The sequence below is a fragment of the Actinomadura rubrobrunea NBRC 15275 genome, assembly GCF_001552235.1.
Taxonomy (GTDB): Bacteria; Actinomycetota; Actinomycetes; order Streptosporangiales; family Streptosporangiaceae; genus Spirillospora; species Spirillospora viridilutea.
This window is the reverse complement of sequence record NZ_BCQU01000048.1, coordinates 18,180-40,497: the sequence shown is the minus strand read 5'-3', so window position 1 is coordinate 40,497 and position 22,318 is coordinate 18,180. Positions and strand designations below refer to the sequence as shown.

The window sequence follows — 22,318 nt, the reverse complement described above, 5'->3', positions numbered from 1 at the left end:
ATGGGTCGCGAACGACGCGTCCACGGTCGGATCGCCCGCCCGCTGCGGCGGCCGCGCCGCGGGCGCTACTCGACGCGGACGATGAAGAGCGTGGTGTCGTCGGCGAACGGGTCGAAGCCCATGCGGGTCAGGACCAGGTCCAGCAGCTGGTCCGGTTCGCAGTCGTGCTTCTCGACGATCCGGGCCAGCCGGTCGATCTGCTCGTCCAGGTCGCTGTCGCGGCGCTCCACCAGGCCGTCGGTGTACAGGACGACCACGTCCCCCGACTGCAGCTCCGTGGTGATCGTGCGGTACGTCAGCCGCGGGAAGGCGCCGAGCAGCGGGTCGGGCGTCTCGTCCAGCGGCCGGGCGCGCCCGTCGCGCACCAGCAGCGGCGGCGGATGGCCGGCGGTGCTCCACTTCATGCGGCGGGTCTCCGGCTCGAAGTGGGCGATCACGGCGGTGCCGGTCGCGGTCGGCTCCAGGTCGGTGGCCAGGTCGTTCAGCCAGCCCATGAGGCGCCCGGCGGGCTCGCCGGTGTAGGCGAGGCTCAGCAGTCCGTGCCGCATGCGCGCCATGTCGGCGGTGGCGGCCAGGCCGTGCCCGCTGCAGTCCCCGACGGCGAACAGCGCGCGCCCGTCCGGCAGCACCCGCGTCACGTGCCAGTCGCCGCCGATGCGCGCGGTGTTCTCGGCCGGGATGCTGCGGACCGCGGCCTTGATCCCCTTCGCGCCGTCCAGCACCAGGTCGGGCGGCAGGATCGCGCGGCGCAGCGCCAGCGCCACCTGCCGTTCCCGGGCCGACTGGCCCTGCAGGCGCAGCAGGTCGCGGCGGGTCTCGGCGAGCGCGCCCTCCAGGGACCGGCGGTGGCTGATGTCCTGGGTCAGCGCCCGAACGCCGGTGAGCAGGCCCGCGGAGTCCAGGACGGGCTCGGCGTACAGCCACAGGTGCCGCCGCTCCCCGTCCGGCGTGCGGATGCGGTGCTCGAACTGGACGGACTCGCGCCGGTCCAGCACGGTGTGCAGGGCGTCCTCGGCGACGGGCAGGTCCTCGGGCACCACGACCTTCGCCATCTCGCCCAGCGTCACCGGGCCGTCCTTCTCGGTGCGCCCGTAGTTGGCCAGCATCTGCGGGGACCAGTCCTGCTCCCCCGTCGCCACGTTCCACTCGGCGAACCCGATGCGCGCCAGCCGTTCGGCCTGCTCCAGGCGCCGGGCCGTGCGCTCCTCCTGGTCGTGGTGGTGCCAGACCATGCACACGCCGGTGGGGACGCGCACGCACCGGATGCTGAGCCGCACGGTGCGCGGCATGCCGTTGTGGCTGGTGGAGTAGCTGAAGGGACCGCGGGCGAACGGCCGTCCCGTCTCCAGGACGTCGACGAACGCGGCGAACAGCCCGCTGAGCACCATGCCGGGGTTGGCGCGCAGCAGCCGGCGGCCCCGCAGCTGCCGGACGCCGCGGCCGAACGCGTCCTTGGCGTGCTCGTTGAGCTCGGCGTGGACGAAGTCGACCACGCGGCCGTCGGCCGAACGGACCGGCACCAGCCAGCTCGCCGACGCGAGCGACACGTCCAGGATCGCCCGCGCCACCGGGTCGTCCGGGGTGCGGGCCAAAAGCTCGGCGTCCGCCTCGGCGTCCTCGGTGATCGGCCGTCCGAGCAGCTCCTCGACGACCGCCAGCGGATCGTCCCCCTGCGGGGTGCCGCGATGGCGCGCGCGCAGGGCGCTCTCGCGGACGACGGCGTAGGGGTCGGCGCTCGCCTCCCAGGCCGCCGAGCGGTCTTCGACCAGCAGCGCGGCCGTCTCCTCCAGGTCCATGTCCAGGTCGCGGGCCAGCCAGATCAGGTGCTGCAGGGCCTCGCCCGGCTGGCAGCCCAACCGGTCGGCCAGCACCACGCGCGCCTCGGCGATCACCGCGCGGCGCCGGGCGGCGTCCCGCACGCCCTGCAGGGGCGGCAGCCGCCGACGCCCGGACGCGCCGCTCTCGCCGCCGGGCCGCTCGCGCGTCCGCTCGGGCGCGGCGCCCTTGTCCTCGCCGGACGGCCCGGCCGGCTCGGCGCCCCGTGCGTGCTCGGCGGGCTTGGCCTTCGCCGCCTCGGCGTCCGTCGGCGTATCGCCGCCGCGCCGCCGCGCGTCGTCGCCCGAAGGCCGCTCTGGGGCGGAGGATGCGGCGTCGGTCTTCTTCGCGGGCTCGCGCGCCGAGGCGGGGCCGTTGCCCGTGGAGGCGCTCACGACGGCGGGCCCGGCGGACCCGCTCGTCCGCCCGGCGGCTGCGTCGACCCGCTCGGCGTCGGTCCCGGCCCGCCCGTCGCCGCCCTTCGGCACCGGCCGGTCATCGGGGACCCGCTTGCGGCCCACCTCCGCGAACTCCACAACACCGGAATATAGGACGAACCACAACAACTGTCGGCATCGTCCATAAACCGTAATCGGGGACGGCGGCGGGTTTCATAAAGCCCGACTCAAGAATCGTCCTCCACTGCCCCAGCGGCAGGTATCGCGGTAGTAGATCGTCGGCTGGAGGGCCACGGACGTCCAAATCTGCGATCAGAAATAGTTTCATCCGCCATCGGCTCCGACACGGCCGACTCGCCCCGGTGCAGGCAGGCGAACAGCCTCTCCCACCGGTCGAGCACGACGTCGGGGCGGTAGCGGGCGACCGACGCGCGGGCCCGCGCCCCCATGGCCCGGCGCAGGGCGTCGTCCTCGATGAGCCGTTCCAGGGCGGCCGCGAGGGCGGCGGTGTCGCCCGGCGGCACCAGCAGGCCGTCCCGTCCGTCGGCGACGAGGGCGCGGACGCCGGGGGCGCAGTCGAAGGCCACGGTCGGCAGGCCGTAGGCCATCGCCTCCAGCACCGACATGGGGAACCCCTCGGCCCGGGACGGCAGCACGAAGATCGACGAGTCGGCCAGCGCGGTCTCGACGTCGGCGACGACGCCGCGGAACTCCACCGACGTGGCGATCTCGGGCAGCGACGCGGCCTGGCGGCGCAGCTCGTCCTCCTGCGGGCCGGCCCCGTACACGCGCAGCAGCCAGCCCGGCTGCCGGGAGGCGACCCGCGCCCACGCCTCGAGCAGCAGGTCCACGCCCTTCTCGGTCGCCAGCCGCCCCACGGAGGCGACGATCGGGGCGTCCAGCGTGGACAGGCGGCGCGGCGCGACGTGCAGCGGATTGGGCATGTGCCCGGCGTTGGTCATGCCGTCGCGGGCCCAGGCGTCGGCGTCCTCGGCGGTGAGCGCCAGCATCCGGTCGCAGTCGGCGTAGAGCTCCTTGACGCGGGCGTAGCGGGACGAGCGGCGCGTCGCCTCGTACGACTCGTGCGTCATCCCGATGACCTTCAGCCCCGTGGTGTCGGCCGCGCGCACCCACTCCATCGCCCACACCTGCGCCGCGATGACCACGCCGCCGGGGCGCGCGCCCGCGAACAGCTCCGACAGGCGCTCGGCCCCCTGCCGCAGGGTCCTCGTCCGCCACAGGTCGCGCCAGTAGGCGGCGATGTCGAACCGCTGGCGCAGCGACCGCGGCCGCCACGGCAGCGCCGGCGGCCGCCACTGCTCGTGCAGGGTGACGACGGCGTATGAGCCGTCCGGCTCGTAGTCGTGCGGCTCGGAGGCCCGGGTGACGCCGACGAGGGTGACGCGGTGTCCGCGCCGCGCCAGCAGGCGCGCGAGGTGGTGCGCCCAGCGTTGCAGGCCCCCCACGCCGTCGGCGTTGTTGCAGACGATGAAGACGTCCCTGGACTCAGCCATCCCGGACCCCCTCCCTGACGGTGGTGAAGAACCGCTCCACGACGGCGCGGGCGGCGGTGCCCCGGTCGTACTCGCCGAACCGGCGGACGAAGTCCCGGCGCCGCCCCGCGTAGTCGGCGTCGACGCGGTCCAGGTCGGCGAGGGCGGCCAGCAATTCGTCCTCGGTCCGCGTGACCGGGCCCGGGGCGTGCTCGGCCAGGTCGAAATAGCCGCCGCCCAGCGCCGCGGCGTCGGGCACGTGCAGGATCAGCGGCCGGTCCAGCAGGGCGTAGTCGAACATGATCGAGGAGTGGTCCGTGATCAACGCGTCGGCCAGCAGCAGCAGCGGTGTGACGTCGGGGACGTGGCCCACGTCGCGGACGCCGTCCCCGGCGACCGCCGGCAGCCGCATCCGGCACAGGTAGTGGGGCCGCAGCAGCAGGACCATCGCGTCACCGAGATCACGGACGAACCGCCCCGGCTCGACCGGCGGATCCATGTACCACACGGGCCTCCCGTCCGGACCTGGACGGAACGTGGGGGCGTACAGCACCACCCGGCGCCCGTCCTCCAGGCCCAGGGACCGGCGCAGCGCCTCCGCCTCCGCGGCCGCGTCGGGATCGCCGTTGACGAGCGGATCGTTGCGCGGGTAGCCGACCGGCAGCAGCTCCGCGCGCACGCCGAGGCCTTTGACCAGCGTGTCCACGTCGTGCCGCGAGCGCACCAGGAAGTAGTCGTAGCGGTCGACCATGCGGCGCAGCCGGGCGCGCTCGGACCGGCCGGCCCACTTGACCCTCGGCTGGTCTTCGCCCATCAGCTTGTAGGCCGAACCATGCCAGGTCTGGAGGTAGACGGTCTGCGGCCGCTTGCGCAGACCGTCGGGAAAGCCCTGGTCGTCGATCCAGAACTGGGCGCGGGCCAGCTCCCAGTAGTACGCCCACGAGCCGCGGCGCACCAGCACGGCGTCCTCGGGAAAGCCCTGGGGAGAGGAGTCGTACGACCACACGGCCCGCACCGGGACCTCGGCCCGGCGCAGCTCGCGATGGATGTACTTGGGGTTGCCGGAGTACCGGCGCCCCAGATGGCTTTCGAAGACGACGGTGCCGGTACGCACGGGCAGTCGGCTCAACACCCGGTTGAACACCGCCGTCTTGGTACTGCGGGACGTCGCCGCGCGCCGAGCCGCCCTGAAAAGCCTGCGCACCGCTGCCCACATGCGCCGGATTCCACGCCGTAGGCGCCGCCCCCACCGGGTGCGAGCCATGGCTGCGGCCATGCGCCACGCCGGTCCGTCCGCGTGCAGCACGAAGGCCAGACTCCCCCTGTAGGTGAGGCAGGGGCGCAGGCTCCTGGCCGTCAGCCGAGAAAAACGCGGGCGCACCGGCAGCAGCACGTGCTCCCAGGGATCGGCGTCACCGAGGCCCAAACCAGACGGACGGGTGACGATCCCCTCGCCGTCAACGCGGAGAACCAACCGCACGTCCCAGACGGGATCGACGATCCCGAGGGGTCGAATCTGCCGCTGAGGGTCGAATTCCGCTTCCCAGACGAGCCCGTTTCCCGCATGTGTCAGAGCCGCGGGAAGGCGGAAAACGCGCCTTGGACGCCGCCTGTCATACACCTCCAAACACGCCGACACATCAGCGTCCGGTGCCACCCTGCCGAGCGGATTGAGGACGCGTCCGGACAAGCGCACGCGGCCGTTCTTCACCACGAGTTCCGTGACCGTGTTGAGAGGACGCAGCTCACTGAGCCGACACCGGTGCAAACCCAGGTGCGTCACATCCAGAATTCGGCGCCCCTCGGCCGATGACGGGCATCGTCGACCCCAATAGACACGCCCGTCGCATCGCGTCAACTCGGTCGAGAGCACCGGGCGTTTGCCCCGATACTCCGCCGCCGCCAGCGCCGCTTCGTGGTCGCCCTCCCTCAGTAGGTACGCGACGATGGCCGCCATGGGCGGAGCCGCGTCGAACACCCGGGGATCGAGGCCCGCCAGATACTCGGCGGCCAGCGCGCAAAAGCCCTGCCGGTAGGCGGCGTCGCGATGCCGCAGCTCGCGCACGTAGAGCAGCAGATCATGCTTGACGAACTTGGCGTCCTTGACCAGCCGCAGCCTTTCGTCGCCGTGCCGCGACAGCAGCGCGTCGATGCGCCGGTGGATCTCCAGCCGGTCGGCGAAATTGGCCAGATCCGAACGCCGGTTGGAGATCGAACGCGCAGAGGGCTCCACCAGCCAGTTGTAGACGCGATGCGGAATGAGCGCCGTGCGCGCCGCCGCCAGATACGCCTCGGCCGTGAACAGCAGGTCCTCGTAGTGCAAGTGCTCCACGAACCGCAGCCCGGACCGTTCCAAGAAGCCGCGCCGGTAGAGCTTGTTGGTGGCCAGGGTGTCGTACAGCAGGTCCGGATTGTCGCGCAGCGAGCCGTAGACGGCCGTCCGCTGGTAAAGCCACGGGTACCAGAAGCTCTCCCGGGCCCGGCCCCGATCCACGCGGACGCGGGCGCACAGCCCCGAGACCAGGTCGGCGCCGGTGTCCTCGGCCGCGGTGAGCAGGTTGAGGCAGGCGTGCCGGTCCAGGACGTCGTCGCTGTCGAGGAACATCACATAGCGGCCGCGCGCCCGCTCCACGCCCGCGTTGCGCGGACGGCCGCACCCTCCCGAGTTGACCGGCAGCCGCACGGCCCGCACCCGTCCCGGAAGCTCGTCGGCCAGCCGCTCCGCCAGCGGCCCGGTCCCGTCGCGGCTGCCGTCGTCCACGACCACGACCTCGACGCCGTCCAGCGACTGCCGCAGCGCCGATCCGACCGCGCGAGGCAGCCGCCGCGCATCGTTGTAGGCGATCACGACGACGGTCACGTCCGGCGCCGGCGCGCCGCCGTCCCCGTGCGGGCCGGACCCGGACGGGACGTGCCCGGCCGGGAGATGCGGCCCTGTCCTCATGGACGCGTCCTCCCCCCGTCCTGGTCACGTGCCGGATTCTTTTCCGGGCACCGCAACGGCGGAGTAGAAGACACCACAAAATAGGTGAATGATTACGGCATTAAGGACGACGAGGGGCGCCCGGCACGAGCCGGACGCCTCGGCGCGTCACTCGGCGTCGTAGTCCGGGTAGCCGTAGCCCACGACGAGCGACTTGGACCGCACCCGCTTCCCCACGGCGTTGTCGATGTTCCCCTCGACCGTCGTGATGGTGCCGTCGCCGTTGTCCTTGACCACCAGGCCGACATGGTCGATGTCGGAGATGCTCCCGCGCGCGCCCTCACCCCAGTCGAAGAAGACCACGGCCCCGGGCTTGGCCTTGTGCCCCCACCGCCCCGTCTTGGCGAACCACCGGGCGTGCTGCACGGTGTAGGCGTCCCAGCCCATGTCCTTGACGCCGAGCTGGGCGCCGAGCCAGGAGATGAACATGTTGCACCACTCGGCGCCGTTGTAATCGTCCACGCTGAACCCGCCGTCACGCTTCGCCGTCAACCTCGCGTTCGGCGTCGAGACGAACCACCTGTGGTACTTGGTCTCCCGGTCGGGCCCTTCCCTCACCCCGACCTGCTCCAGGGCGAGCTGGACCGCCTCGGACGGCTCGACCTTGCGGATCGGCATCGCATACCCCGGAGGCTGCTGCCCGATGGCGGACGGGGCCCGCTCGACCTGCGCCTGGGCGTTCCTCTGCGTGGTCTGCGCCGCCGCGCTCTCGCCGGAAGGGGCCGCCAGGGCGAAGCCGACGGCCCCCGCCAGCACCGTCGCCATGGCGACGCCCACGCCCACATGGGCCTCGGCGGTTTGGGAAGCAAGTCGATCGGGCATGCAGAGAAACTCCTTGTCTCCCATGACGCCTACCGGGTTAGCTGACGGATTCGGGCCTGGAAGAGAGCCCTACGGCGCACTCGTCCGGCGCGCCGATTCACCCCGGGGCCTTATCGGCCCGACTGGGTCCCCGGCTCCGGTCCCCCGCATCGGGGACGGACTCGGCCGCGGCCGTCGCTGCCCACGGCGACCGCTCACTGGTCTGATCTCGCTGGGGGGCGCCATCATCGCGGCGGATCCTGACCGGCCGCGACGGGCCGCGACGCGTGGCGCGCGTCGCAGAGAGTCGGCTAGAAGCTAGCAAACATCCACGCCATGCCCCAAATAAGGTAAAGACGCCCAGAACCTCCAGAACCCCCGAAAGCCCGCCCCCTCACCGACACTCGCGCCCTGCCGTGACCATCCTCACAGCGGGCGGAGCCGCCTGGTCAACTCCGTGACCCTGGCCGCCGCAGTCGGGAACGACGTCCCCGCCGCCTGCAGCGTCAGCACCGCCATCACGTACCTCTCCCCCGGCCCCACCAGCCCCGTCGTGTGCAACACGGGCCGTCCCAGCCCCAGCTCCCCAAACTCCTCGCTGGCCGCGCCACCCTCGAAACCCGACCACCCCTGCTTGACCGCCCACGGCCTCGGCACGGCCCGCGGAATCCCGAAGTACTGGTCGTAGTGATCCGTCCCCCGCCGGGTGGCCCTGCGCAGCTCCCCCACCACCACGTCGCGATGCCCGGGCCGCGCCTCCTCCAGCAGGTACCGGTACATCACCACCACATCAGCGGCGCTGAGCGCCGTGTACCCCCAGAACTCCGGCTTGTCCGCAGGCGGAGGCCGGGTGTCGACGAGCCCCATCCGGCCGGCCATCCGCTCGACGATCTCCCCGCGCCCGCCCCGCCGCCACAGCGCCGAGGCCGCCGCGTCGTCGCTGGACCGCAGCATCGCCCGCAGCCGCGGATCGGGTTCCCCGCCGCGCTCCAGATGATCGAGCGCGATCAGGATCTTCACGACCGACGCCGACCGGAACACCTCACGCGCCCGATGCTCCCGCACCGTCTTGCCGGTCACCCGGTCGAACACCGCGTACCCGGCCCGCACACCCGGCGGCACCACCGGCGCCTCACTCCCCGGATCCGGCGACCGCTCCACCCCGCACACCACCGCGCTGAAGCCGACCAGAGTCCCGCCCCCGGGCAATCTCGGTACGCACGACTCCGCAGACTGCGCTAGAGTAATCACGCCTGCTGCGGCAGGCGCCGGGACGTAGCGCAGTTTGGCAGCGCACTTGACTGGGGGTCAAGGGGTCGTGGGTTCAAATCCCGCCGTCCCGACAGAGGTCAGAGGCCGGTTCCGATCACTCGGAACCGGCCTCTTCACTCTCTGAGCGACTAACTGAGTGACTACGCCCCCCTGATCGTGACCTGGGAAGATCCGATCCATCACCACGGGGACGGATCTGGCGGCTGCAGCCCAGCTGGTCTTGGATTCGCCACCGAAGCGGGCGAGGTCTCACCGTCCAGCGTTGGGGACCAGACGGGGGCCTGCGCAGATGCAGACTCAGCACCTCCCCCACCTCTGTGATCGACCGATGATTTTGGTGCAGATGCCCCTGCGCGACTGTCAGTCGCCCGTGTCTTCTGTAGGACGTGTACAGGAATGCCGCCGTCGGCCAGGTCAACCCCGTGTGCCGTAGGTCATGCCGCCGCCTGCCACTGCGATGGAGGCTGGCAAGGCCGTAACTACTCAGAGTGAGGCAGTGCAGAGACGTGCACTGCCCTGGAGAGCGGCAACCTCCTTCAGCACGTTGTTCGGCACAGAGCAGCCGAAGCAACGCGAGCGCCCCGCTTGTGGCGGCGGTCAGGAACTGGGCGCGAGGGTGATGCCCCCGGAGGCTTGCTAGCTCCAGGGGGGCGATACCTCCGGACGCGCCTGGCGCGCTGTCGGGCAGGTGATCCCTACAGGGTGATGAGCGACCGGCCGTGAGGTCCTGGCCCTCATCCGCCAGCTGCGGTTGCGATCCCTCCAGGGTGATGAGCGACCCGTGGACATGTTGACCCGGCCACCGTTGGCCAGCACGAAGTTGCGATCCCTCCAGGGTGATGAGCGACCCGAGGGTAAAGTCCCAGGTCACGCCACCAGAACGAGCTGCTCTCTCTGTCGATTTTGCAGCGACCCGGCGGTTGTGCAACTGCGCAGGTCAGCGAGGCACACACAGCGCGACGATCCACGTAGGACCAGGCGAGCGCTTGTAGCTTTTCTCTGCGAGCACGATCAGCAAGGGGAGCAATGCCAGACAGCCGCCACTCAGTCAGCGTCGCCGGCGTAGTCGTTGACGACCGCCGCCGGGCCCTGCTCATCCAACGACGCGACAACGGCCACTGGGAGGCACCGGGCGGCGTGCTGGAACGCGACGAAGACATCATCAGCGGCCTAAAGAGGGAGGTTCTCGAGGAGACAGGCCTGCATGTGACTCCCACAGCGCTGACTGGCATCTACAAGAACATGGCACGCGGCATCGTGGCGTTGGTCTTCCGCTGCACGGTCGAAGGCGGCACCCTTACCCCCTCAGACGAGAGCAAAGACTTCCGGTGGGCCAGCGCCGAAGAGGTCAAGCACCTAGCCACGGAAGCATTCGCCATCCGAGTCCTCGACGCCTTGTCCGATCTCCCCACAGTGCCCATCCGCCGGCACGACGGCGTCCACCTCATTCCCTGAAATTGTTAGGGCTCTCCAAATGCTCCATTTTCCGGGGCTCGACCGACCAGTTACTGACCGAGCCTGGTGCGGCACGCATGGCTTTCTCGAAAACGCGACTGCACTCTGCGCCAGTCTCCAAGAGACGAATCCCGACCGCGCTCACAGCAGCACTCCTGCGATGATCTGGGCTGTCACTGCCTGAGTGGGCATCGCGGCAATCGCGGTTGCCGCGGCGTGTTAGGGCAGCATCCGGGGCCGGCGTCACTCACCGACGAACTCACGGATGTGCCTGAGCTTGTCCCGCGCTTCAGACGCGTCGACGTCGCGGAGTGCCTGATCGCCTCTGTCACTTGAGTGAAGCAGGGTGAGCAGTTCCAGGCGCTCGGCGTCCTCCGTGCCAGGCTCCGCGGTGTAGACCATGATGTTGAGGTCGCTGCCCGCCACCTTAAGCACGTCGCAGTCGAGCGTCAGCGTGCCGACATCGGGATGGACGATCGTCTTGCGGGCCGCCTCGTGGTGACCGGCGACACCGGTCTCCCACAGTTCCGCGAATTCGTCGCTGTGCGCGCGCAGATCCGCGACCAGCCGCTTGAGCCGCTGGTCGCCCGGGTAACGCGCGGTAGCCGCACGAAGGTCGGCGACCAGCGCGGCCTGCAGGGCGCGCCGTGACTCCGAGGTGAGCCGCACCCGGTCGCTCAGGCCGAGGAAGGTGCGCCACAGCCCGTTGCGTTCGTGCCCGTTCCAGTCCGCCGGGTCGCCCATCAGGGCGGCGTAGGCCTGGTTGGCCACGAGCAGCGTCCAAGCCGCGTCGAACACCGCGACAGGAGTGCCGGTCAGGCGGTCCAGCATGCGCCGCACACTGGGAGTGAGTTCGGACGGCACGCACTCTGCCTGGGGCGGCTGGAGCCCGCCCAGCCGGAACAGGTGTGCGCGCTCGGCGGCCGACAGGCGAAGGGCGTCGGCCAGCGCTTCGATGACCTGCGCCGACGGATTGGTCGCGCGGCCCTGTTCGAGGCGGGTGATGTAGTCGACCGAGACGCCCGCCAGCTGGGCAAGCTCCTCGCGGCGCAACCCCGGGACGCGTCGTTGACCGACGGAGGGCAGTCCCGCGGCCTCCGGCGAGGTGCGATCGCGCCACCGGTGCAGGGTCCGCCCGAATTCCGTCGTCCCCATGTCCCCCAGTATGTCCGCCCGGTCGCACCGCCTAGTACTGGTGTTCCTAGGAAGCTCAGGGATCTGGCTGGCCGTCCCGGGCCGTCGCAGCCTTGCGGCATGGACACCGATCGCGACCGGCCGCACGTCGGTTTCATCGGCCTGGGCGACCAGGGCCTGCCCATGGCGACGGCCATCGCCGAGGCGGGTCTTCCCCTGCACGCCTGGGCGAGGCGGTCCACCTCTCTGGACGGCCTGCGCGGCGTGCCGCACGTCCGCCACGACGGCATCAGAGAGCTGGCCGCGTCGTGCGACATCGTCGGGTTGTGCGTCAGCACCGACGAAGACGTCCTGCAGTTGGTCACGGACGGACTGCTGGAGGCCCTGCGTCCGGGTACGGTCGTGGTGAACCACGGCACCGGCCTGCCCTCCAACGCGGTGCGGCTGACCGAGATCTGCGCACCGGCCGGGGTCGAGGTCCTGGACGCTCCGGTCAGCGGAGGACGGCCGGCCGCGGAGGAACGACGGCTGACCACCCTGGTCGGCGGACCGCGGACGGCCGTGGAGCGCTGCGAGCCCGTGTTCGCCTCGTTCTCCCGCCATGTCGTCCATCTCGGCGGCGCGGGCGCCGGGCAGACCGCGAAGCTGTTCAACAACGCGCTGCTGGCGATGAACCAGGCCGCCATCGCCGAGATCGTCGATCTGGCCGCCGGGCTGGGCATGGACCCGGCGCGGCTGGTCGGCGCGCTGAAGCTGGGCAGCGCCTCCAGCGCCGCGCTGACCCTGCTGAACACGATGGTCACCCTCGACAACGTCGAGCACCTGTCCCGAGTCGAGGCGCTGGACATGGAGCTGTTCGACACCGCGATGCGCGAGGCCGGCTTGGATCCCAGCGGAGTGACCGAGCGCGGCATGGCGGGCGCACACGGGCTGTCCCGGCTGCTTCACGTGCTGAACTCGAAGAACCCGGCCGCGGTGGCCGGCGACGGAAAGGAACGATGATGAGCGGACTCGCACTCGTCACCGGTGCCACCTCCGGCATCGGCCGGGCGTTCGCCGAACGCCTCGCTGCGGACGGCTACGACCTGGTGCTGGTTGGCCGGCGGAAGGAGCGACTCGACGAGTTCGCCGACGCGCACCCGGAGGTACGCGTACAGGCCGTCACCGCCGACCTGTCCACGAGGGACGGCATCGACGAGGTGGCCCGGATCTGCGCGACCGAGCCGCTGACCATGCTGGTGAACAACGCGGGCGTCGCCCACTACATGCCGCTCGCCGAGCTCCCCGCCGACAAGGCCGCCGAACTCGTCGGCGTCAAGGTCCTCGCGCCCACGCTGCTCACCCGCGCCGCCGTCGCGGGCATGCAGGAGCGCGGCGAGGGCACGATCATCAACGTCTCGGGCATGATCGCCTTTAGTGGTCCCGCGCCGCACTCGCAGATGCCGCGTCGTGCCGTCTACGGCGGAAGCCTGGCCTACCTTGTCGCGCTGTCCCAGATTCTGAGCGCGGAACTCGAGGGCACGGGGGTCCGGGTCCAGGTGGTGTGCCCTGGTGTGGTGGCCACCGAGTTCCACGAGCGCCAGGGCATCGACATGAGCGCGGTGCCTCGTATGACGGCCGACGACGTCGTGACTGCCAGCTTGCGCGGCCTGGAGCTGGGTGAGACCGTCTGCGCCCCGGGCGTCGAGGACGCCGGTCTGATCGACGCGGTTTTCCAGGCCGACCTCGCCGCCTTCGGCGCCCAGAGCCCGGAACTCGCCACGCGCTACCGCTCCGCCTGATCCGCATCGGGGTGGTCGCCTGGACCATGGCCTTGCGGCGGACGTGACGACACTCTGCGACAACGATGGGAAGGTCGGCGCGCAGCAGACCAGATGCCGTCGGGTCCGCGACGCGGCGGTCTGGTTTCTAGCGCCGGACCACCGCCGTGTTGCGTTCCGTCTGGCAGCGGGTTCCGAGCGCGTCGGACAGGAAATCGATCGCCTGGCGGATCGCAGCAGTCGCAGCGTCGGCCCCTCGAGTCGGCAGGCTCGGTCACCTTGGACGCCGAGAGGGTCCTTCGGCCGTCCCCGCCCGAATCCGATCAGCGCGCCCGGGCGGGGACGGCGATCGGCGTCAGACCTCCATGTGACAAGGGGCCGCCGGAGGAGTGGATGCGCCGGGGCACCGTAGACCGCATCCATCGTCCATCCCCAGGTCCAGGACTCTGACCTGCGCCGCGCTACCGCCAACGGCCCGAGGTCCGCCGGGATCCGCTGTTCCTGGGCACTGCGGCCCAGGCGAATGTGTCGAGCTCGACGACACGTCACCGCCGCACGGCTCTGCCCTGCGAACCAGCTCGCTTCACGATTCGAGGACGAGCCGACTCGGTTGAAGCCGGCGAGGTGTCACACCCGCTTTCTGGATGTTCCTGCGAGTCAGCACCGCCGCGACACCAAAGATCATTATCTACGGCACACCGTTCAGGGAAGGTGAAATTGGCACGAAGGTTACAAATCCCTGCCCTATTGGAGCCATTTGACAGCGATCATGTCAGTTCGGACAGTTTTCGTCAGCGGGCGATGGTTCAGTGCGCCTCACGGGCACGGAAACGACGCGCGGATCGGCCGCGCGCTCCTTGCCCAGTGAGGAGATAACGATGGCGCGTTACTACAGGCGCGGCCACTGGGTGAACATGCCGAGCCGACGCAGTTCCAAGGGCACCAGCGGATGGCTGATCGTGGGTGCGGTGGCATTCCTGCTGTACCTGCTCGCCACCGGGGGTGGTAGCGACGGGAACGCTGAACACAAGCCGTCGTCGCCCACCTCGGGCACTCCGACCATCACGCGAACGCCATGACCTACCGTGCGACCGGACGGCTGACGCTGGGGCAGCGCCTGGCCACCGTCGTACTGCGCAAGGTGCGGCGGATCCGGCGTCCCAAGAGCGCCGAAGACTGGGTGGGAGCAGGACTTCTCGCGCTGGTCGCGATTCTGACGGTCATCCAGGTGCTGGGCATGCTGCTGGAGTGGCTGCTACGCACCTGGTGGGCGATTCCCGCACTGGTCGTCGCCACGGCCGGAGCAGTGTGGCTGCGTGTGCAGATGCGGGTGCTGCGGGCCCGCGCTAACGCCCGACGGCTGGCCGATCTGCGCTACAGCCTGCACCAACTGGATGCGATGACGCCAAGCCAGTTCGAGGACGCGGTGCGCAATTTGATGAGCCGCGACGGCATCGACGCGCACCGGGTCGGTGGAGCCGGAGACCTGGCCGCCGACGTCATCGGCGTTCACTTGCCGACGCGGCTGACCATCGTGGTCCAGTGCAAGCACACCACGACTGGCCGATCGGTCGAGTCCCGAGTAATCCATGAGGTGAACGGCACCGCCGGACCTGCCCACCAGGCGGATGTGGCGGTCGTGGTCACCAACGGCGGTTTCACTCGCGAGGCCCGCCGGAGGGCCGAGCAGTTCCGCATAGCGCTGATCGACCGCGAGCGGTTGGCGCAGTGGGCTGACCAAGGCGTCGGCCTACCCGACATGCTGGCGTTGAACGGCAGATGGCGCGGCCGCCGCTACCGGCTGCTCCACCGTCTCGAATGAGCGGTGACCTAGACCCAGGACCGTCATGGAGTTGCAGCCAGCGCGGGCGTAGGTTCGTACTCCCCTCCAGCCCGCCGAATGCTGTGTCGTGCTCACCTGGACGGCGCCGGACGCGCAAGCTCTGCCCGCCGTTGAGCCCTTCCCCTCGCCGCGCCGGCGCCGGTCTTCCTCCTGAGGCGTCGACTGCAAGCCACCTACTGCTGAGGTCGTCCGCGCAGCAGCAGCCCGTCCGCCACCACACGCTACTCAGCTTCTCCCGGCTCTTTTGAGACCATGCGGCGTGATTACAAGGGCGTCATGATGGAATGAAGGAGCAAGCCCGCGATGAGCGCCAAGAATCGGGCACAGAACGCGGTGGAAGAGGAAGAGCTGACTGGCGGCGGCACTACACGAGTCGTGCGCGTCGGAGACACCGTGCGGCGCCCCGTCCGTCCCTGGAGTCCGGCAATCCGCGTTCTGCTACAACGGCTGCGAGCGGCGGGAGTCACTGGCGTCCCGGCTTGGCGCGGCGTGGACGAACAAGGGCGGGACGCCTTCGACTACCTGCCCGGCGAGGTCGGCAACTATCCAGTGCCGCGGCAGGTACGAACTGACACTGCGTTGGTCACTGCGGCCCGCCTGCTGCGCAGTCTCCACGACGCCTCCGTGCCGCTGGCCTACCGAACCGACCTGCCCTGGCAGGAGCCTCCGATGAAGCCGGCCGAGGTTGTCTGCCACGGGGACTTCGCACCCTACAACTGCGTGTTCCGCGACAGCGTGGCCGTCGGCGTCATCGATTTCGACGCCGCGCGCCCCGGACCGCGCCGCTGGGATCTCGCGTATGCCCTGTACCGCTTCGCGCCGCTGACCAGTCCAGACAACAAGGACGGCTTCGGAGACCCTGCCGAACAGGCGAGACGGGCCCGGCTGTTCCTGGATTCCTACGGTTGCACCAGCGAGGAACGCCACGACGCACTGGAGGCTGTCGTCCCTCGTCTGAGGGCGTTGATCGCGTTCATGCGCGACGCCGCCGCCAATGGCGACCCGAACTTCGCTCGCCACATCGAAGAAGGGCACGCCGAGCTCTACCAGAACGACATCGCCTACATCGAGAGTCAGCTGCCCCGGTGGTCTGCGTCCGTGGTGTAGCCCGTTGAAGGCGACAGTCACGCAAGGGGGCTGAGAGGGCACTCGTCACCCCTGCACCCGACCGCCTCAGCCGCCTCGTCTTGCTGTTCGGCACAGGTAGTGTGCCGCCGGCCATTCCAGGCCAAGCACCGCTCCCCCTGCGGGAGGGGCGCCGGCTTCGCCTACGGCTGGTTCACGCCCACCGCGTAGGCCGAGCTGCAACATCTGCAAACGCCTCATCAGGGTGATGGGCCCCACCGCCGCCCACGCCCCTCCGCTCAGCCGTTCGTGATGCTCGAACTCATGCTTGCGTCTGCCACCCTGCGGCACTGTCTCGGCGGTCGGCTCCTCACCAGCTGTGAGCCCTCGGCCCAGCCAGGGCCGAGGGCTCACTTGTGCGGCGCTGTGGTCACGCGGACGATCAGACGCCGTCGATCAGGCGGATGGCGAGTTCAGGGCTGAACTGACCGGCCGGGATCCCGGCACCGATCCCGCAGTCGCCGTCGGAGTCGCCGGGGACCTTGATCCACAGTTCCAGTTCAGCCTCGGTCCCCTCACGGGGCGGGGTGCCGAGCTTGCGTCCGGCCGGGTTGCACCATTCGCCGTTGGAGCCGTTGCCGTTGCGGCTGGTGTCGACCACGAAGGTCTTGCCGCTGGGGAGCCCGGCGTTGACGGCCCTGGCGTAGGCGACGGACTCCTCCGTCGTGTAGTAATTCGACACGTTGACCGCGAAGCCGCGTGCGTCGGCGATCCCAGCGGCCTGCAGACGCTGAGCCATGGTGTCGGCGGGAATCCACCTGGCGTTGCCGGCGTCCAGGTACACCCAGGAGTTCGGCGCCTTCTGCTTCAGCTGCTGCACGGCGTACCTCAGCAGGTCGAGGCGGACCTGCCGCTCGGAGTCGTTCGGCAGGCAGTCGAGCTGGGCGACGGCGTCGGGCTCCACCACGACGATCGCCTGACGTCCGCCGATGGCCGTGGCGAATTGATCGATCCAGGCGCGGTAAGCCTCCGGGCTGCCCGCGCCGCCGCTCGAGTGGCCGCCGCAGTCACGACCGGGGACGTTGTAGGCCACCAGCATCGGCACTGCGCCGGCCTGTTCGGCGCCGCCGACGTAACGGGACACCGACGCGGTGATATCGCTGTCCCAGTTGCCGAACCAGCGAGCGATCGGCTTGTCGGCGATGGCCTCCTTGATGCGAGGCGCCCGCGGGTCGTTGGGGTTGGCGGCGACCCAGCGCGCCGGGTTGGAGTCCGGGTCGACGTACAGGTTGATCGCGTTGATCCTGTCGGCCGCAGGTGCGGCGTAGGAGACGGCGCTGGCCTTGGCGACCGGTTGCTGGCCGATGAAGGAGGCGCCGGTCAGCGCGGCCGCCGACGCGGTGAACGCGGCGACGGAGGTGATGGTCCATCTGCGGAGAGCAGGCAGCACGGAGGCTCCTTCGTTGTCGGGTGTCCTGGCGGGGTTGCCGTCTGCGGACTCTTCAGTCATTTTCCAGCGCAGCATAGGGAATCTAACGTGTTCAATGCGCATTCTCCGGCCGTTTCCGCGAAGCTATCCGCGCCCTTCAATCGCCGTCAAGAGACCTTTCACGCTTCCATTTGCACCCGACTGCAGGGCATCCCGCCACCCACAGCGAACGCGCGAAGTGCCGAAATTGCGCAGGTGGTGCACGCAGGCTCTGATCCGGCTTTCACCGGGAACCCAAGGTCACCCGTTGGTATCAGTTGAGCACCGACCAGGACTGTTCACGTGGATCGAGGCGGTCATGGCGATCCATCGAGCGGTGTCATGCGGTGGCGGCCCCGAGCACCGTCTTCAGGGGGCGTGGGCGGACGCGGTGAACACCGACCGGCCAACGCCCCACAACCACAGACTCGAGCACCTGGCCGCACCTCCCGCGGTCATCCAGGTGCGCCTTGGGACGGACGACCGCCTCGTCTAGCAACGCGGATTGTCCTGGATCAACGTCTCGCGGTCGGAACCTGCGCCGCACAGTGAACGTGGTTGCGACTACCGCAAAGGCCGGTTGTTGGTTCTGCCGGCTGGCCGACAGGTCGCCGACCGCACGTGTCGAGGAAGGCACGGGGTGGGGCGACAGGCTCACCCATGAGCCGAACACCCAAAGGCGCCCGCCCGTGCCGCTGAACGCAGGTGGCTCAGCCGCGCACTTGGCGTGCCCGGCCGATACTCGGCCTCGGAGCCGCCTTGACCATACGTTCTACAGACCTGCGATACTCAACCCCGCTGAAACGCTACTGTGCCCTCTCAGGGAACCGGCGGACGAATGCGGGCTAGATCGCTGCCGAAGCCGACAACCAGATCTCCGCTGTCGGTCACGGTCATGGCCCTCGGCCTGCTGGGCAGCCGACAAGGATTGCACAGGTCACGGCCTGTCACCAGATCAGTCAACGACACCGTGCCGTCCGCTCGGCCGATGTACGCGGTGGGCAAGGTCCTCCCCGCCACCGTGGTGACCTCTGCCTCGCCGCGAATGTCCGGCCCAACTTTACGGCCGGAGATGTTCCACATACGAATGGTATGCAATCCCATGCGTTCGTGCTCGAAGTGTCCGGCGACAATATGCGATCCGACGATGCCGAGGACGACGCCGTTACCCGCCTCAGGGATGGTGATGGGGTTTTCTGTCGAATCCTCCAGGGCGTGCAGCCTCATTGGCTGTCTGTAGGAGGACAGCGCAACGAACGGCCTGCCGTCGACGAGTCCCGCCGCAAATCCAGTGACCTTGGACGATATTCCGGTCGCGATCTCGGCGAGAAGAGCCCCATCAGCGGGGCGCCAAATCTTGAGCATGCCCGGCGGACCGTAAGTGACCAAGACCTCTCGGCCTCGCAGGAGTATCCTAGAAAGGAAATGCACATAGCCGTTGTGTGCCTGTATCGGCGGCCCGAGCGGGGCGCCGACGGTAACGTCCCACCGCCGCAAATAGCCGTCCGAGACATAATGTGAACCGGCGCCTGCGGCAACGTGCACATTGTCGCCCTGGAGCCAGGCCGCAAGCGCGCGCGTACCTTCGATGCCAGTCGGCAGCGGCGTGGCGACCTCTTGTCCCCTCGTGCTGTCGCCATACCGGGTGCCTCGTCACCTGTCATACGAACTCACATCTACCAGTTTGATACAACGGACAGCCCTTCAGCTAGTTCTGTGTGCGCTCCATCCTCCGCAAGTGCCCACTTGGCATCGTTGAGCATCGCTGGAAGCGATCCGTCCTGCCTGACCACGTGATGATACTTGCCTTACCGAGAGCTGCACCTGGTCTGACGCCGACTCCTTTGAAAGCCTCCCCTAAGGCATGTCATCTACGCCCTACCAAAGGAGCTTTCATACGTATGGGCGGCAGTTGTGGATGAGGACGGGACGGCGTCAACGGATAGGTGTGGTCGGCGTCGGTGACGTTGATGTTGTGGACGCATTGATGGCGCGTCGTGGTTTTGACTGCGGTGATCTGGACGTGGGTGCCTGCGCTGGTTCGCAGCCACATGCCGAGCTTGAGCCGGCCGGCGTCCACCCACTGCTTGAGTGTGGGGAATTCAGAAGGGGTGGTTGTCGGTGACCCGAAGGGTGCCGGTTTTGGTACCGCGCTCGCCGTCGGTGTCGACGGTGACGCGAACCACGCTCGTGGCGCCTGGGGCCGCCTAAGGTGGCCAGTACTCGCTACGGCTCGTACCTCGTACTCGGCGATATGCCCTATACGGGCTCACCACAATAGCGTCTCAAACTTGGAGTCACTCGCGAATACGGTGGTCATGCTTCGACGACGACCGAGGTCGAGTACGCAGCTGCGCAGTCCGTTGACAACGCCAGAGAATTAAGACTCAAAGTCTTTTCAGATAATTCTCATAGAATTGCTCTTGATCGCGAACGGTCCCGACCTTGCGTCGAGGAGCCGGATCGGACAAGTCGACAACCTTGTGTCTGACCACGTTCGGCAGCAGCCTGCGCAGAAAACGACGCGAACCGAGCAAATACACGCCCCTCTCCGGGTCATCTTCCTCAACATGACCGAAGGGCGAGCGTCAATCCTGGCACCATTGATTCGGAGCCTAACGCCATACGGCTCCAGCTCTTCCCGAATCTTCTGCAGGCAATCGAACAGATCTTCTCCAGATTCCCGCCACTCTGCCCCATTCTGCGGATCACGCAGAGAGATCCACCCAGGGAGGTTTTTCAGGGACGAGAACATGCCATCTCCCTCTCCCTCTCCCTCTCGGGAGATATGACAGGCTCTCTCGATCATTTTCCCTCGCAATATGGATTTTCCCAGGTTCGCCCAGCCGACGTCCGTTGATTTACCTCCTAGGCCGTTTGATGTGCTTCAGTGGAATCAGATCACGAAAGGCGATCTCGCGCTCCGCGGGATATGGTGCCTTGATGGTCTTATTGACATCTATACCCTCTTCTGGTGTGACAATCTCGTACACCCGCCCACGCCTGCTCGACGGCTTGGCGGTGTAGTCCCGCGCGACGGATTCGCTCTTTGACGTGCTGACGTATCCGAAGGCCGGTTGCGAGCGACATACTCGTAAAGATCCTCCGTCCCGCCGCGCGCACGGAATCCGCCTGCAGCCACGATCCCTTGCGGATCCCGCTGGTCACCCTTCCATACCCGTTGAGGTTTGGCCTTGTCATTGCCCTTGGCGGGTGCGCCGCCCTTGCCGCCGCCGGAGCCCTTGATCTTGCTGGCGATGCGGGGGGCGACGCGTTGGATGACGGGTGCGGCGGCTTTGGCGGCCAGGCCGGCTGCGCCGTGGGTGATGACGCCTACGGCTGCGCCTTTGGCGCCGGCTTTGAGGAAGCCGCCCACCGACCACTGGTCCCTGGGGTGTGCTGCGCGTGGTTGACGACGCCGTAGACGGCACCCGCGGCGGCTGCGCAGGCGACGCCGCCGGCGCCGGTCCAGCCGGTGGCCGCACCGCAGCCGACGCCGACCGCGACGAAGGCGATGGTGGCGCGGTGCTTGCTGACGAAACCGCCGATGTCTCCGGCGAACTTCTTGAACTTGCACGTCCAGCTCTTGCAGGGCGGCGGTGCGGGAGGAGCTGGAGACGGCACGGAACCGGCCGGTGGGCCTCCGCAGCTGGGGGCGCCGCCGTAGATGGACGTACCGCCACCGCCGCCGGACCCTCCGCCTCCGCTAGAGCCGCCACCGCCGCCCCCGACGACGGCCGCTTGGGCGGCCAGCCGCACACGAACCCGTCGCACGGCATGAGGCCGTCGGGGTCGCTCAGGTTGACGGGGTCGTTGTTGGCGTAGTTGTAGGCGTTCCAGGTGCCGGGCTCGTCCGGGCCTCGGGCATGGCTGTGTTCCACCGTCGCACAGTGGCGCTCTTGTCGCTGGTGGTCAGGGTCGCCGTGTCGGGCCTGAAGGCCGGACTGGTCACCTTGCCGGTGCGGCCGGTGAGCGGCGTGCCGAGTGTCGGCGTGCGCGGACGTCCCACAGCACGCTCGTCCCGGTGATGCCGACGGCGAGAGCGCGGTTGTCGGGCCCGAAGACGAAGGACTCGACCGCGCTGGTCAGCCCGGTGATCGATGGGCCGAGCGGTCGGCGGTCGGAGACGTTCCAGAGCCGAGCGGTCCGGCCGATCCGGCGGCCGGGGTCTTGCCGTCGGGTCTGAAGGTCATGGCGGTCACCGCGTACTGCAGAAGAACATCGGCTGCTTGGTGATCAGTGAGTGCTTGTGGAGGTCCCACAACCTCACCCCTGCCCTTCAAGTCGGGGCGGTCGTCTGGGTCTTCCACAGCCTCCACCTGTGGCCAAGAGGCGCCCGTCCGGGCTCGCGGCCATGGCGTTGATGTTGCCGTCGGCGCCGTCGTTCAGGTCGAACCAACGACGGGTCGCGAGGTCCCAGACCGCGAGCTGACCATAGTCATTTCCGATGGCGACCATGCGCCCGCCGTCACTGGCGACGATCGGCGACGGACGGACCGACATCTCCGGGGCAGGGATAGGTATCGAGGTGCCTCCGGTGGTGGCATCCAAGGTGCGGAAACTGGACTCCCCCGCTCGGTCGTCCGCGTACGGGTTGTCGTAGGCGTCCAGTGTCCGCCCGTCCGAGCTGAATGTGTGCGGACGTCGTCAGCGGGCGAGACGATCTGGATGGGCGGCGGTCGGCCTGGTGCACAGCAACGTCCCACAGCCTCATCGTGTTCGTGTCCCCTGTGTGGGGGCGGGGTTTGCCGCTCCCCGTCCTGCTCACGCCGACCTCGGTGACTGCTGCGAGCCGGGGCCTCCCCGCGGCGTTCCTGGGTGCGTCCTGGCG

15 protein-coding genes, 1 tRNA gene and 1 riboswitch are annotated in these 22,318 nt (G+C 69.0%); of the genes, 7 read left to right on the top strand and 9 right to left on the bottom strand.

What is annotated here, in order from left to right; translation table 11 throughout:
- Positions 1-65 precede the first annotated feature (65 nt).
- From AR3_RS16460 to AR3_RS16440, 5 genes are all read right to left on the bottom strand, one after another.
- A complete protein-coding gene (locus tag AR3_RS16460; protein ID WP_227023316.1) occupies positions 66-2,351 on the bottom strand; it encodes a SpoIIE family protein phosphatase in 2,286 nt (761 codons plus the stop codon).
- Between the two features lie 89 nt (positions 2,352-2,440).
- On the bottom strand, positions 2,441-3,727 hold the full coding sequence (locus AR3_RS16455; RefSeq protein ID WP_083951590.1) for a glycosyltransferase: 1,287 nt from the start codon (positions 3,725-3,727) through the stop codon (positions 2,441-2,443).
- A complete protein-coding gene (locus tag AR3_RS16450; protein WP_083951589.1) occupies positions 3,720-6,650 on the bottom strand; it encodes a bifunctional glycosyltransferase/CDP-glycerol:glycerophosphate glycerophosphotransferase in 2,931 nt (976 codons plus the stop codon). The genes AR3_RS16455 and AR3_RS16450 overlap by 8 nt, the downstream gene beginning before the upstream one ends.
- A gap of 147 nt (positions 6,651-6,797) precedes the next feature.
- The gene (locus tag AR3_RS16445; RefSeq protein ID WP_083951588.1) at positions 6,798-7,511 is read right to left on the bottom strand and encodes a CHAP domain-containing protein; all 714 of its coding nucleotides are present in this window, start codon (positions 7,509-7,511) and stop codon (positions 6,798-6,800) included.
- 12 nt (positions 7,512-7,523) lie between these two features.
- Positions 7,524-7,676: riboswitch (cyclic di-AMP (ydaO/yuaA leader) on the bottom strand.
- Positions 7,677-7,916: 240 nt separating this feature from the next.
- Positions 7,917-8,615: a serine hydrolase gene (locus AR3_RS16440; protein WP_217998584.1), complete on the bottom strand. Its 699-nt coding sequence runs from the start codon at positions 8,613-8,615 to the stop codon at positions 7,917-7,919.
- A 144-nt stretch (positions 8,616-8,759) separates the two neighbouring features.
- Between AR3_RS16440 and AR3_RS16435 the strand changes: the two genes are divergently transcribed.
- Both AR3_RS16435 and AR3_RS16430 read left to right on the top strand, forming a co-directional pair.
- Positions 8,760-8,833, top strand: a tRNA-Pro gene (locus AR3_RS16435).
- A gap of 955 nt (positions 8,834-9,788) precedes the next feature.
- The gene (locus tag AR3_RS16430) at positions 9,789-10,217 is read left to right on the top strand and encodes an NUDIX hydrolase (RefSeq protein ID WP_067915092.1); all 429 of its coding nucleotides are present in this window, start codon (positions 9,789-9,791) and stop codon (positions 10,215-10,217) included.
- Positions 10,218-10,460: 243 nt separating this feature from the next.
- On the opposite strand, the gene AR3_RS16425 is transcribed toward AR3_RS16430, so the two are convergent.
- Positions 10,461-11,372: a helix-turn-helix transcriptional regulator gene (locus tag AR3_RS16425; RefSeq protein ID WP_067915091.1), complete on the bottom strand. Its 912-nt coding sequence runs from the start codon at positions 11,370-11,372 to the stop codon at positions 10,461-10,463.
- Between the two features lie 99 nt (positions 11,373-11,471).
- Here AR3_RS16425 and AR3_RS16420 point away from each other — a divergent pair, with 99 nt between their 5' ends.
- The 5 genes from AR3_RS16420 (at position 11,472) to AR3_RS16405 (ending at position 16,061) form a co-directional block, all read left to right on the top strand.
- The gene (locus AR3_RS16420; protein ID WP_067915090.1) at positions 11,472-12,353 is read left to right on the top strand and encodes an NAD(P)-dependent oxidoreductase; all 882 of its coding nucleotides are present in this window, start codon (positions 11,472-11,474) and stop codon (positions 12,351-12,353) included.
- Positions 12,353-13,132 carry an SDR family NAD(P)-dependent oxidoreductase gene (locus tag AR3_RS16415; protein WP_067915103.1) on the top strand — a complete coding sequence of 260 codons (780 nt, stop codon included), beginning with the start codon at positions 12,353-12,355 and terminating at the stop codon, positions 13,130-13,132. Before AR3_RS16420 ends, AR3_RS16415 begins: the two co-directional genes overlap by 1 nt.
- A gap of 857 nt (positions 13,133-13,989) precedes the next feature.
- Positions 13,990-14,190 carry a hypothetical protein gene (locus AR3_RS30665; protein ID WP_146150353.1) on the top strand — a complete coding sequence of 67 codons (201 nt, stop codon included), beginning with the start codon at positions 13,990-13,992 and terminating at the stop codon, positions 14,188-14,190.
- Positions 14,187-14,933, top strand: coding sequence for a restriction endonuclease (locus tag AR3_RS16410; RefSeq protein ID WP_067915089.1), 747 nt, complete (start codon positions 14,187-14,189; stop codon positions 14,931-14,933). The genes AR3_RS30665 and AR3_RS16410 overlap by 4 nt, the downstream gene beginning before the upstream one ends.
- A gap of 324 nt (positions 14,934-15,257) precedes the next feature.
- A complete protein-coding gene (locus tag AR3_RS16405) occupies positions 15,258-16,061 on the top strand; it encodes a phosphotransferase (protein ID WP_067915088.1) in 804 nt (267 codons plus the stop codon).
- 400 nt (positions 16,062-16,461) lie between these two features.
- Here AR3_RS16405 and AR3_RS16400 read toward each other — a convergent pair whose 3' ends face one another.
- The 3 genes from AR3_RS16400 to AR3_RS32955 all read right to left on the bottom strand — a co-directional run bounded on the left by AR3_RS16400 (position 16,462) and on the right by AR3_RS32955 (position 20,615).
- A complete protein-coding gene (locus AR3_RS16400; RefSeq protein WP_227023315.1) occupies positions 16,462-17,469 on the bottom strand; it encodes a glycoside hydrolase family 6 protein in 1,008 nt (335 codons plus the stop codon).
- Positions 17,470-18,306: 837 nt separating this feature from the next.
- Complete coding sequence (locus tag AR3_RS16395; RefSeq protein ID WP_067915087.1) at positions 18,307-18,852, bottom strand: WD40 repeat domain-containing protein; 546 nt, start codon at positions 18,850-18,852, stop codon at positions 18,307-18,309.
- Positions 18,853-20,348: 1,496 nt separating this feature from the next.
- A complete protein-coding gene (locus tag AR3_RS32955; protein WP_390098970.1) occupies positions 20,349-20,615 on the bottom strand; it encodes a scabin-related ADP-ribosyltransferase in 267 nt (88 codons plus the stop codon).
- Positions 20,616-22,318: the final 1,703 nt, after the last annotated feature.

What these genes read in the sequence shown, in the direction of transcription:
- AR3_RS16415 (WP_067915103.1), top strand. Translation starts at nt 12,353, where the DNA reads ATGAGCGGACTCGCACTCGTCACCGGTGCCACCTCCGGCATCGGCCGG.
- AR3_RS16450 (WP_083951589.1), bottom strand. Translation starts at nt 6,650, where the DNA reads ATGAGGACAGGGCCGCATCTCCCGGCCGGGCACGTCCCGTCCGGGTCC.
- AR3_RS16405 (WP_067915088.1), top strand. Translation starts at nt 15,258, where the DNA reads ATGAGCGCCAAGAATCGGGCACAGAACGCGGTGGAAGAGGAAGAGCTG.
- AR3_RS16445 (WP_083951588.1), bottom strand. Translation starts at nt 7,511, where the DNA reads ATGCCCGATCGACTTGCTTCCCAAACCGCCGAGGCCCATGTGGGCGTG.
- AR3_RS30665 (WP_146150353.1), top strand. Translation starts at nt 13,990, where the DNA reads ATGGCGCGTTACTACAGGCGCGGCCACTGGGTGAACATGCCGAGCCGA.
- AR3_RS16410 (WP_067915089.1), top strand. Translation starts at nt 14,187, where the DNA reads ATGACCTACCGTGCGACCGGACGGCTGACGCTGGGGCAGCGCCTGGCC.
- AR3_RS16420 (WP_067915090.1), top strand. Translation starts at nt 11,472, where the DNA reads ATGGACACCGATCGCGACCGGCCGCACGTCGGTTTCATCGGCCTGGGC.
- AR3_RS16395 (WP_067915087.1), bottom strand. Translation starts at nt 18,852, where the DNA reads ATGCTCAAGATTTGGCGCCCCGCTGATGGGGCTCTTCTCGCCGAGATC.
- AR3_RS16430 (WP_067915092.1), top strand. Translation starts at nt 9,789, where the DNA reads ATGCCAGACAGCCGCCACTCAGTCAGCGTCGCCGGCGTAGTCGTTGAC.
- AR3_RS16455 (WP_083951590.1), bottom strand. Translation starts at nt 3,727, where the DNA reads ATGGCTGAGTCCAGGGACGTCTTCATCGTCTGCAACAACGCCGACGGC.
- AR3_RS16425 (WP_067915091.1), bottom strand. Translation starts at nt 11,372, where the DNA reads ATGGGGACGACGGAATTCGGGCGGACCCTGCACCGGTGGCGCGATCGC.